Annotated in this window: 8 protein-coding genes and 1 pseudogene; 2 read left to right on the plus strand and 7 right to left on the minus strand. The window is 72.0% G+C overall.

The annotated features are described in order from the left end of the window. Positions 1 to 2: 2 nt before the first annotated feature. Both AB8Z75_RS08775 and AB8Z75_RS08780 read right to left on the minus strand, forming a co-directional pair. A complete protein-coding gene (locus AB8Z75_RS08775) occupies positions 3 to 983 on the minus strand; it encodes an ABC transporter permease (RefSeq protein WP_369200850.1) in 981 nt (326 codons plus the stop codon). A gap of 59 nt (positions 984 to 1,042) precedes the next feature. Next, positions 1,043 to 2,638 (minus strand): ABC transporter substrate-binding protein, encoded by a 1,596-nt coding sequence (locus AB8Z75_RS08780; protein ID WP_369200841.1) that lies wholly within the window; start codon positions 2,636 to 2,638, stop codon positions 1,043 to 1,045. A gap of 222 nt (positions 2,639 to 2,860) precedes the next feature. On the opposite strand from AB8Z75_RS08780, the gene AB8Z75_RS08785 reads away from it, so the two are divergent. Both AB8Z75_RS08785 and AB8Z75_RS08790 read left to right on the plus strand, forming a co-directional pair. Continuing rightward, complete coding sequence (locus tag AB8Z75_RS08785) at positions 2,861 to 3,682, plus strand: SAM-dependent methyltransferase (protein WP_369200842.1); 822 nt, start codon at positions 2,861 to 2,863, stop codon at positions 3,680 to 3,682. Beyond that, positions 3,679 to 5,847, plus strand: a complete 2,169-nt coding sequence (locus tag AB8Z75_RS08790) for a putative bifunctional diguanylate cyclase/phosphodiesterase (RefSeq protein WP_369200843.1) — start codon at positions 3,679 to 3,681, stop codon at positions 5,845 to 5,847. Before AB8Z75_RS08785 ends, AB8Z75_RS08790 begins: the two co-directional genes overlap by 4 nt. A 15-nt stretch (positions 5,848 to 5,862) precedes the next feature. Here AB8Z75_RS08790 and AB8Z75_RS08795 read toward each other — a convergent pair whose 3' ends face one another. The 5 genes and pseudogenes from AB8Z75_RS08795 to AB8Z75_RS08815 form a co-directional block, all read right to left on the minus strand. Continuing rightward, positions 5,863 to 6,798: an alpha/beta fold hydrolase gene (locus AB8Z75_RS08795; RefSeq protein WP_369200851.1), complete on the minus strand. Its 936-nt coding sequence runs from the start codon at positions 6,796 to 6,798 to the stop codon at positions 5,863 to 5,865. A 52-nt stretch (positions 6,799 to 6,850) separates the two neighbouring features. Next, positions 6,851 to 10,036 (minus strand): glycoside hydrolase family 2 TIM barrel-domain containing protein, encoded by a 3,186-nt coding sequence (locus AB8Z75_RS08800; RefSeq protein ID WP_369200844.1) that lies wholly within the window; start codon positions 10,034 to 10,036, stop codon positions 6,851 to 6,853. A gap of 69 nt (positions 10,037 to 10,105) precedes the next feature. Continuing rightward, complete coding sequence (locus AB8Z75_RS08805) at positions 10,106 to 10,441, minus strand: DUF742 domain-containing protein (RefSeq protein WP_369200852.1); 336 nt, start codon at positions 10,439 to 10,441, stop codon at positions 10,106 to 10,108. 201 nt (positions 10,442 to 10,642) lie between these two features. Next, positions 10,643 to 11,110, minus strand: coding sequence for a roadblock/LC7 domain-containing protein (locus tag AB8Z75_RS08810; protein WP_369200845.1), 468 nt, complete (start codon positions 11,108 to 11,110; stop codon positions 10,643 to 10,645). Continuing rightward, positions 11,100 to 11,583 (minus strand): annotated as a pseudogene (locus tag AB8Z75_RS08815) (hypothetical protein); the annotation flags it as partial. The pseudogene AB8Z75_RS08815 and the gene AB8Z75_RS08810, both read right to left, overlap by 11 nt.

The following is an 11,583-nucleotide window of genomic DNA, read 5'->3' on the forward strand; positions in this document are numbered from 1 at the left end:
ACTCACATCTCCTCCATGGCCACGCGGGGGTCGGCGAGTCCGTACCCCAGGTCGGAGAGCAGGTTCCCGGCCAGTACCGCGACCGTGGCCAGCGTGGTGAGGGCGGCGAGCAGCGGGAAGTCGGTCGCGGTGGCGGCCTCGACGGTCGCCGAGGCGATGCCGGGCCAGCTGAAGACGGTCTCCACCAGCAGTGCGCCGGTGATGAGTTCGGGGACGCGGGAGCCGATCAGGGTGAGCACGGGCAGCAGCCCGGAGCGCAGCGCGTGTCCCAGCAGCACGGTCCTCTCGGACAGGCCGCGGGCGCGCGCGCCGCGTACGGCGTCCTCCTCCAGCGCGTCACCGACGCCCTGGCGGACGTACAGCAGGAACCACGGCACCTGGGAGATGCCCAGCACCACGGCGGGCAGCGCGAGGTGGCGCAGCAGCCCGCCGGCGGTGACGACGTCGCTGCCGCTGTCGGTGAGTCCGCCCGCGGGCAGCACGCCGAGTTGGAGGGCGAACAGCCAGATGCCCAGCAGCCCGAGCCAGAACGGCGGTGCCGCCTCCAGCGTGTAGGACAGGGAGGTGACCGTCCGGTCGAGGAGGCCGCCCCTGCGGCGGGCCGCGGCGAGTCCGAGCACGGTGCCGACGAGCACGGCGAAGGCGAAGCCGACCGCGCACAGCAGGACCGACCAGCCGAGCCGTTCGGTGATGACCTGTGCGACGGGCTGGCGCAGCGAGGTGGAGTCGCCGAAGTCGCCGGCCAGAGCGCTGGTGAGCCAGTCCCACCAGCGCTGCGGGAAGGGTCCGTCGACGTTCAGGTTGGCGCGCAGCTGGTCCAGTGTCTCCTGGGAGGCGTTGAGCCCGGCGGAGCCCGCGTACTGCTGGACGGGGTCGAAGGGGGAGGCGGCGGCGACGGCGAAGACGCCGAAGGTCACCGCGGCCAGTACGGGGACGGCGGCCAGCAGCCGCCGTCCCACCAGCCGCGCGGCGGGGCCCCACAGGGCGCGCCGGGCGGGGCGCTGCCGCGGGGCCCGTGCGGCTGCGGGTATGTCCGTTTCCGTCACTTCTTGGGCTGCCAGTCCTGGACGTTCCACCAGGGTCCTGCGCCGATGCCGTGGTCGTGCGGCTCGACCTGGGTGGTCAGTCCGCGCCACTTGTCGTCGATGACGTAGACGTGGTCGATGGTGGTCAGGAAGGTGTAGCCGGGGTTCTTGGCCAGGGCCCGCTGGACCTTGGTGTAGGCGGCCTTGCGCACCTTCGGGTCGCGGCTGCGGCGGGCGGCGTCGAGCTCCTCGTCGACGGTCTTGTCGTGGTAGTAGGCCAGGTTGTTCCAGCCGTTGCCCGCCTGCGAGGAGTGCAGCGTCGGGTAGAGGTCGAAGTCCGGGTCCGCGGGGAAGCCGTTGCCCAGCAGCATCGCGTCGTGCTTCACCTTGGGCCGGATGACCTCGCGGCTGCCTGCCTGGACGTGGACGTCGATGCCGGCCTTCTTGGCGTCGGAGGCGTAGGCCAGCGCGTGGTCCTGGCGCAGCTTGTCGCCGGAGAAGTACCAGAGGGTGAAGGCGGCGCGCTCGCCGTCCTTGCGGCGGATGCCGTCCTTGCCCGGCTTCCAGCCCGCGTCGTCGAGGAGCTTCTTGGCCTCGGCGAGGTCGTGCGGGCGCTCGGTGCCCTTCGCGAACCAGGGGCTGTCGGTGGGCAGCGGCCCGTAGGCGGGCTTGCCGGCGCCGTTGAGGATGGACTTCACCATCGCCTTGCGGTCCACGGCCAGGTCGAGGGCGCGGCGGATCGCCCTGTCGCCGGTGACGGGGTTGTCGCTGGGCAGGGTGACGGCGCGGTAGTCGGCGGTCTTGGCGCTGAAGGTGCGCTTGTCCTCGTCCTTCTCGTAAGCCTTGGCGAGGTTGGGCGGCAGGATGGCGCCGTCCAGGTCGCCGGAGCGCAGCCGGGTGGCGCGTACGTCGTCGTCCTCGATGACGGCGACGGTGAAGCGCTTGATCTTCGGCTTGCCGCCCCAGTAGTGCGGGTTGGCCTTGAAGCTGAGCTTCTCGCCCTTGCGCCAGCTGGTGAGGACGTAGGGGCCGGTGCCGACGGGCTTGGTGTTGTAGGAGCCGGTGTTGACGTCCGACTGGGAGGCGACGGCCTGGGAGGCGATGGGCAGCACGGTGCGCTCGGCGAAGGCGGCGTAGGGGTACTTGAGGTGGAAGACGACCGTGTGCTCGCCCTCGGCGCGGACACTGTCGAGGGCGTCGAGTTCGCTCTTGGAGGCGTTGTTGGTCTTCTTGTCGAGGATCGTCTCGTAGGTGTAGACGACGTCCTTCGCGGTGAAGGGCTTCCCGTCGCTGAAGGTGACGCCCTTGCGCAGGTCGTAGGTGTAGGTCCGGCCGTCCTTGCTCACCTTGGGCAGGTGGGTGGCGAGGGCGGGCTTGAGGTTCATCTGCGCGTCGTGGGTCAGCAGGCCGTCGAATATCTTCGAGTTGCCCTCTTTGCCGTAGCCGAGCAGCGGGCTGAGGGTCTCGGGCTCCTGGGCGACGCCGACGGTGAGCGCCTCCGTGCCACCGCCCGGCCCCGCCCCGTCGTCCGGCGCGGAGCATGCCGCTGCTGAGGCGAGGACGACGGCGGCGGTCGCCATCGCGGTGGCTGTCCGTACCGTCCGGGCAGTCATCTGTGGCACACTCCTTGTTGGACATCGGAGGCTCTTGCAAACAGCTCGCAATTAAATCATGCCGGAATGCGCTTTGACCCGATACCTCCCGGCCAGCTGTCACCGCCCGGGCAAGATCCAGCCCCAGTAACGCTGTTTCCTTCCGTGCGCCGCTCCCCGGTCGTTAGCCTCATGGGCCCGACCGGAACTCCCCGGTGAACGCAGCGAGCTGGAGACCCCTCGATGGAACGTCCCGCCTGGGCCCCCCATGGCATCGACCTCACGGTGCCGAGCGTGTCGCGGATGTACGACTACTACCTCGGCGGCTCGCACAACTTCGAGGTCGACCGGGAGGCGGCACGCCGGGCGATCCAGGCGTGGCCCGGGCTGCCGAAGATCATGCAGACCAACCGCGCGTTCATGCGCCGCGCCATCCGCTTCGCACTCCAAGAAGGCGTCACCCAGTTCCTCGACATCGGCTCGGGCATCCCCACCTTCGGCAACGTGCACGAGGTGGCGCACGCGCTGGAGCGGCAGGCCCGCGTCGTCTACGTCGACAACGACCCGGTGGCGGTCGCGCACAGCCGCGCCGTGCTCCAGGGCGAGCGGCGCGTGGGCATCGTCTCGGCGGACTTCCGCTCCCCGCAGGACATCATGGAGTCCTCCGAGGTGGAGAACCTGCTCGACCTGCGGCAGCCCGTCGCCCTGATGCTCGTGGCGCTGCTGCACTTCGTCGAGGACCGCGACGAGCCGGGCCGGTACCTCGCCGAACTCGCCCGCCACCTCGCGCCCGGCAGCCTGCTGGTGCTCTCGCACGGCTCCCCCGAGGCGGGGCCCAGACGCGACGGCGGGGCCGGCCTCAAGGAGGTCTACAGCACGGCGAACGCCCCGCTGGTGATCCGCACGAAGGAGCAGATCCAGCGGTTCTTCGAGGACTTCGAGATGGTCGAGCCCGGCCTGGTCCCGGTGCCGCGGTGGCGGCCCGACGGCCCGCCGGAGTACGAGGAGTCCACCGTCTCCGGTGGCTTCGCCGGAATCGGCCGTAAGGCGGGAAGCGCCGCGTGACTGAGCAGAACGAACGCGGGGACGACCGCGAGGACGGCGAAGACGGGCTGCGCAGATTCGCCCGGATCTGGAGCCGCACGCTCTATCCGGCGACCCAGACCTCCCTCAGCCGCGCCGAACTGGAGGACTTCCTCCACCCGCTCGCCGTCCGGCTCGGCGAGGCACTGCACGCCCACCCGTTCACGCCCTCGGCGGGCCGCGAGGTCGGCCAGGCGCTGGTGGACGAGGCGCACTGCACCAGCCCCGACGCGCTCCCGCACGTTCTCGGCGTGGTCGAGTCCTACCTCGTGCTCTACGCGGCCGGGCTCGCGCCCGCCGCCGGCGCCCCCGGCGCGCTCGGTGTCGACGAGGCCCGCTCCCGCTGCGCCCGGCTCCAGCACGCGCTCGCCGCCGGGTTCGCCTACGCGGTCCGCGAGCGCACCCTGGCGGAGCAGGAAGCCCTCTCGCGGGCGGCGCTGGCCGCGCAGACCGCCGTCGAGGAGGCGCTGCACGCCTCCGAGACCCGCTTCCGCGCCGTCTTCGAGGACGCCACCATCGGCATCGGCATCGCGGACATGAGCGGCCGGCTGCGGGACGCCAACGGCGCGCTGGCCCGGATGTTCGGGCGCTCCGAGGAGGAGATGCGCCGCCGCAACCTCAACGACTGGGTGCACCCCGACGACGCCCCCGAGGTGTGGCGCCTCCACCGCGAGCTGGCCCGCGGACGACGCGACCACTTCCGGGTGGAGAAGCCCTACCAGCGTCCCGACGGCACCGTTTTGTGGACCAACCTGACCGTCTCCCTGCTGCGGGACGCCGAGGGCGAACCGCGCTATCAGCTCGCCCTCATGGAGGACATCACCGAGCGGCGCCTGCTGCATCTGCGGCTGCGCTACGAGGCCACCCACGACGAGCTGACAGGGCTGCCGAACCGCACGCTGTTCGCCGAGCGGCTCGAGCGGATCCTCAGCCCCGGCGGCGGGGTGCGCAGGTTCGGGCTGTGCTACCTGGACATCGACGGCTTCAAAGCCGTCAACGACAGCCTCGGACACGCGGTGGGCGATCAGCTCCTGGTCGCGGTCGCCGAGCGCCTGCACTCCTGCACCACCGCGCCGGCCCACCTGGTGGCCCGGATCGGCGGGGACGAGTTCGTGGTGCTGATGTCCGACCCGCTGGACACCGAGGAGGTCACCTGCCTGGCGCGCTCCCTGCTGGCGGCACTGGCCACTCCGATCAGCGTCGACGGACGCGAGCTGTCCGTACGCGCCAGCATCGGCATCGTGGAGGGCGCCTCGGGCCGGCTGGAGCCCGCCGAGGTGCTGCGCAGTGCCGACATCACGATGTACCGGGCCAAGGACGCCGGGGGCAACCGCTATGCGCTGGCCGACCCGGACTCCGAGGCCCGCGCCATCGACCGGCACAGCCTCACCAACCACCTGCCGGGGGCGCTGGAGCGCGACGAGTTCTTCCTGGAGTACCAGCCGCTGATCCGGATGAGCGACGGGCAGGTGGACGGCGCCGAGGCGCTGGTCCGCTGGAAGCACCCCGTGCACGGCCGTCTCGGCCCCGACCGCTTCATCCCGCTGGCCGAACACACCGGACTCATCGTGCCGCTGGGCCGCTGGGTGCTGGAACAGGCCGTCTCCCAGGCCTGCACGTGGGCCGGCGGGCAGCCGCTGCGCGTCAACGTCAACCTCTCCCCCAGGCAGTTGCACCACCCCGACCTGGTGCCGGACACCATCGCGGTGCTGGAGTCCGCCGGGGTGGCGCCCTCGTCGCTGTGCCTGGAGGTCACCGAGTCGGCGCTGATCAGCGCCGACGAGGACGAGCTCAAGCCGCTGTGGCAGTTGGCCGAGTTGGGCGTGGACATCGCGCTGGACGACTTCGGGACCGGCTACTCCAACCTGGCCAACCTGCGCAGGCTGCCCGCGACCACGCTCAAGCTGGACCGTTCCTTCACCCAGGGGCTCCAGCGCCACCCGGCGGACCCGGTGGACCTGACCTTCGTCGAGGGCATCGTCTCCCTCGCCCACGCGCTCGGCCTGGCCGTGACGGTGGAGGGCGTCGAGACCGAGAGCCAGGCGGACCAGTTGCGGCAGCTCGGCTGCGACACGGCGCAGGGCTGGTACTACGCGCGTCCGGCCCCGCCCGGCGAGTTCGCCAAGGACTGGGCGCGGGCGGGGTAGCGCGCCCGGCAGCGGCTACGGCCCGAGGTCCAGGTGGCTCTCGAACCACTCCAGCAGGTCCGCCTGGACCTCGTCCTTGTTCGTCTCGTTGAGGATCTCGTGCCGGGCGCCCTCGTACGCGTGCCAGCTCAGGTCGTGCGAGCCCAGGTGGCGGAAGTCCTCCAGCAGTTCGTAGACGAGCGTCATGCGCTGGTGGCAGGGGTCCAGCTCGCCCACGGCGACGTGGACGGGAAGCTCACGGGGGATGCGGGCGAACTGCTCCGGATCGTTGATCTTGCGGTTGGCGGTCACCCAGTCCAGGGACAGCCCCGCGCTGAAGGAGAAGCCGCAGCGCTCGTCCTCGACGTAGGCGTCCACCTCCGCCTCGTCGCGGGAGAGCCATTCGTATCCCGTGCGGTGGGGGAACGCGTCGTTGAACGAGGCGAACAGCTCACCGGTGAAGTCCGAGGGCGCGTTCCTGCCCCCGTCGGCGATCTCCCGCTCCAGCCGCCGGATCGCGCTCTCGGTCTCGGTCCCCGGCAGGGACCGGAAGGTGCCGGAGAGCACGAGCCCCGACAGCTCCGCGCCGTACTCCTGGGCGTAGTCGCGGGCCAGCTGGGAGCCCAGGCTGTGCCCGAGGAGGAAGCGGGGCGCGTCGGAGGGCAGGTGGGCACGCGCCCGGTCGCCGATCTCCTTGAGGTCGGCGACCGTGGCGCGCCAGCCTTCCTCACCGACGGCGCCCAAGCCGCCGGTGAACTGCGCCGTCGCCCCGTGCCCCCGGTTGTCGGAGGCGACGACGGCGTACCCGTTCCGGGTCAGGAAGCGGGCGAAGCGGTCGTAGCGCTGGGCGTGTTCGGCGGCGCCGTGCGCGAGCTGCACGAGGGCGCGTACGTCCCCCTCGGGAAGCCAGGTGTAGGTCGCCACCCGCGTCCCGTCCGCCACGGTCGTGAAGTCGTCCCGCCGGTCCGTCACGTCCAGCCCCTTCCCGCTCACCTGTGCTCGCCTGCCACCTGAGCGCCGGTCGTCACACCGCGCGCAGGCGGTAACCGTAGCGGTAGGTGCGGTCCGCGTGAAGGAGGTACTGCTCCAGTGGCGCCGCGCCCCAGGAGTCGTTGCCGCCGAGCCCCATCTGGCGGTGGTTGACGCCGAGCACGGTCTCCTTGCGCGGGGTGAGCTCGTGCGGGTGCCGGGGCCCGTCCAGGTCGGCCGGGGTGTACCGCAGCGCGCTCAGCTCCAGATGGTCGCCCGGCTCGGTGCTCACCCGCAGCCCGGCGCCGTCCTTGCCGCTCAGCTCGCCCCAGCGCACGCCGGTGACGTTGCCGCACTGCTGCGGCCGCACGTACGGGGTGAACTGCTCCTCGACACTCGAGCGGTAGCGGCCCACGGCGGCACCCGTGCGGCGGTCCCAGTAGTTCTCCTGGGGGCCGCGCCCGTACCAGGTGAAGACGGACCGCCCCGCGGGCAGGGTGAGCAGCGCGCCGACCATCGGCAGGTCGGGCAGGCCCGCGCCGGGCTCCAGCGTGTGGGCGACACGGACCTCGCCGTCCCCGCGCACGGTGAAGACGGTGGTGAACGCCGAGGCCGCCGGCGAGGTCGGCAGGGTGCTGCGGACCTCGATCGTGACGACGGAGCGGTTCTTCCTGGCCACCTTCACCTCGTCGGTGGTCCGCTTGGCCCCCGCCTCCTTCCAGGTGGCCGCCGTCTTGTGGAAGCCGCGGCCGATGTCGTTGTCGGTGGGACCGCGCCAGAAGTTGGGCACGGGGCCCGCCGCGAGCACGACCGCGCCCTTGTGCCGGAAGTCGGTCAGAGTGCCGCCGGCCTTGTCCAGGGTGAGGGTGAAGTCCCGCCCTGTGACGGTGACCTGCTTGCCGCTCTCCTCGTACTCGACGGGCGGCAGCTCCTCGTCGCCGGGTTCCTGCGGCGCCGGGGTCTGCCAGTCCTTCAGCTGGAGCTGCCCGGTGGCCACCTCGTGCCCGGCCTTGGCCCAGGAGGTGCCGTGGCGCAGTACGAGGGAGAGGTTGAGCCAGTACTCGGCACCGGGCGCGGGCTTGCCTGGGCGGCGGAGCGGGAGGCGCACGGTGCCCGTCTCCCCGGGTCCCGCGGCGGGCGGCTTGGCCGTGCCGTGCTGCTGCCGCTCGCCGTCGCGGGTGACCTCCCAGCGCAGCTCGTAGGCGTCGAGCCCGAGGAACAGCTGCTTGTTGACGACCTCGACCTCGCCCTCGGCCGCCTTCTTCCCCAGGAACGCGATGCGCTGGTAGACGTGTTTGACCTCGGCCAGCTCCGGCTCCGCCTCGCGGTCGGAGCGGATGACCCCGTTGCAGCAGAAGTTGCCGTCGGTGGGATAGTCCTTCACCCAGTCACCGCCGTAGGAGAGGTAGGTGCGGGACGCGTCGCCGGGCACGGGCTTGCGGATCGCCTGGTCGACCCAGTCCCAGATGAAGCCGCCGTGCAGGTTGGGGTACTTCTCGAAGAGGTCCCAGTACTCCTTGAGGTTGCCGGTGCTGTTGCCCATCGAGTGCGCGTACTCGCACAGCAGGAACGGCTTCGGGTTGCCCGACTCGCCGTACTTCTCGACCTCGGAGGGCGGCGCGTACATCCGGCTCTCGACGTCCGCCACGGAGTTCATGCCCTCGTAGTGCACGGGGCGGCTCGCGTCGCGCTCGTGGATCCAGTCGGCCATCTTCGCGAAGTTGTCGCCGCCGCCCGCCTCGTTGCCCAGCGACCACATCACCACGCAGGCGTGGTTCTTGTCGCGCTCGACCATGCTGCGCGCCCGGTCCAGACAGGCCTCGGTCCACTCGGGGAGGGACCCGGGGACGGTGTCGCGGACGCCGTGGGTCTCCAGGTTGGCCTCGTCGACGACGTAGAGCCCGTGTTCGTCGCACAGCTCCAGCCAGCGGGTGGCGTTGGGGTAGTGCGAGGTGCGGACGGCGTTGATGTTGTTCCGCTTCATCAGTTCGATGTCGCGCAGCATCGTCTTCTCCGGTACGGCCTGCCCGTGGTCCGGGTCGGACTCGTGCCGGTTGGTGCCCGCGAAGACGAGCGGCCTGCCGTTGATCTCCAGCTTGCCGGGGCCGAAGGTCAGCTTGCGGAAGCCGAACCGCACCCGCTGGATCTCGCTCCTGCCGCCACCGGGCCCCTCGACCGTCAGCACGAGGGTGTAGAGGGCGGGACGCTCGGCGGACCACAGCGCCGGGCGGCGCACCGTGCCCGTCAGGTCGACGTCGGCGATGCCGCCCGCGGGCGGCCGTACGGTACCGCTCAGCCGCCCGGTCTCCACCCGGCGCCCGTCCGCGTCGTAGAGGACGCCGGTGACGGTGTACGTGCCGACGGTGCCGCCGGTGGTGTCCCGCACGCGGGTGCGCACGGTCAGCTCCGCGCTGGTGAGCGCGTCGTCGAGTGCGGTGCGGACCTCCACGTCGTGCAGGTGCACGCGCGGTACCGAGTACAGGTAGACGTCGCGGAAGATCCCGGACAGGTCGATCATGTCCTGGTCCTCCAGCCAACTGCCGTCCGACCAGCGGTAGACCTCCACGGCCAGGGTGTTCTCGCCGCGCTCCAGGTACTCGCTGACGTCGAACTCGGCCGGGGTGTAGCTGTCCTCGCTGTAGCCCACCTGCCGGCCGTTCACCCACACGAAGAAGGCGGACTTCACCCCTTGGAAGGAGAGGAGGGTGCGCCTGCCGTCCCAGTCGCGCGGCACGGTGAAGGTGCGCCGGTAGGAGCCGACCGGGTTGAACTCCTTGGGCACCGCGGGCGGCTCGGGCTCCTCGTACCCGATCCACGGGTAGCGGACGTTGAGGTAGATGGGCTCGCGGTAGCCGTGCAGTTCCCAGTTGGAGGGGACGGGGAGGCGGTCCCAGTCGCCGTCGTCGTAGTCGGTGCGGTGGAACCCCTCGGGTCGCTTGTCGGGGTTCTCGGACCAGCGGAAACGCCAGTCGCCGTTCAACGACCTGTGGTACGGCGAGTGCTCCCGCCCGCCGCGCAGCGCGGACTTGGTGTCGCGGTAGGGGACCAGGACCGCGCGCGCCGGTTCCCGGTTGATCTCGAAGGTGGTGGGGTCGGCGTCCCACTCCCGTCCGCTGCGGGACGCGGCCGGTCTCCGTCCGGCCGCGAAGGCCGCCTTCTGTTCCGAGAAGGCGGCATAACCCGCGAGAACGCCGCCACTTGCCGCCAGAAAACTCCGTCGTGCCCAGGGCTTCGCTTCCATAACCCACAAGACACCACAGAGACCAAGCAGAAACAACGGTTCCGCACAACTTCTCTCATCATGAGCTCGTCAAAGTCTCCGGCGCAGCCCCTCCAACACCGCCTCCAGCAGCTCGCGTTCCACCGGCCCGTGACCGGCGCCCACCCGCGCCGGCGCACGCACCGCGACGGCACCGCTGTCGAAGAGATCGCAGAGCACGACCTTGGTCACCACCACGGGCAACCGCAGATGCGCGGCGAGCTCGGCCACCGAGAGGGCACCGCCCGCCACCAGCTGGAGCAGCCGCCGGTGTTCGGGGCCGAAGTAGCGCAGTGGCCTGCCCCCCGTGGCCCGCACGAGCGTGGTCAGCTCGAACGCGGTGGTCGGCCGGGTACGTCCGCCGCTCGCCGTGTAGGGACGCCCCAGCCGCCCCGCTGCCTCGTCGAACTGCGGCCCAGCGCCCTCGCTCGACGACGGCGCCTCCCCATCCGGCGGCGACGGAGGCGGACCGGGCGGCGGGCCCAGCGGCAAGCCCGGCGGCGGGTGCACCGGGCCAGGAGGCGGGTGCACCGGGCCAGGAGGCGGGTGCACCGGCGGTGGCGGAGGCGGGGTGCGCACGGGGTCCGCTCACGCAGGCCCTGGCTGCCGCGCGGGGGTCGACAGCAGGGTGCGGACCCGTTTGACGAGCATCGCCATCTCGTACCCCAGCACCGCCGCGTCCACCTCCCGCCGGGCCAGCACCGCCAGGCAGGCCCCCTGCCCCGCCCGCGTCACGCAGAGCAACGACCGGTCGAGTTCGACCACCACCTGCCGCACCCCGTCACCGCCCGCCATGCGCGCTCCCAGGCTGCGGGCCAGCGCGTACAACCCCGAGGAGAGCGCCGCCATGTGGTCGGCGGTGTCCGGCTCCAGACCGTGCACCGCTTTCACCAGCCCGTCGGCCGACAGCAGCAGCGCGCTGCTCGCGTGCGGCACCCGTTCCACCAGACCGGCCAACAGCCAGGACAGGTCGGTGTGCTGCGCCTCGGAGACCGGGGGGTTCCGAGGCGCGGGGGAGATCCGAGGGGCCTGGGGGGCGTGGGTTTCACTCGCCATGGTCGCGCTCTTCTCCTGGATCAGGCGGCGGAGGCCCGCCGGCCGGGTGGTCGATGCCGTGCGCGAGGGTGCTGCCCCGGCGGAAGGCCGCCATCAGACCCGGATCGTGCCCGCCTTCGTCGCGAGCGCGTCCGGCCGGCTGCGGGGGCTCGCGCAGCTCCGGCGCCAGGTGCGCCTGACGGCGCCGCCGGGGCAACGGAGGCCGGTCCATCAGCGGTTCGGCCTCCGCCGCGCCCTCACTCCGCGCCGAGACCGCGCCCTGGCTCCGTCCGGAGGGGGCGCCCGGGGCCCGGCCGCGCCCCTCGGCCGTCCGCGCCTTCGCCGCAGGCGCCCGGGGCCCGGGCGCACGCAGGACGCGGTCGCGCGCGCCGTCCTCCGGGCGGCCCGCGGGCCCGGGCTGCCCTGACGTGCCCAGGGGGGCCGGGGTGGCGGGGCCGCGTTGTCCGCCCCGCGCCCGCGCGCGCGGCCTGGGG

The organism is Streptomyces sp. PU-14G (genome assembly GCF_041028275.1).
GTDB lineage: Bacteria > Actinomycetota > Actinomycetes > Streptomycetales > Streptomycetaceae > Streptomyces.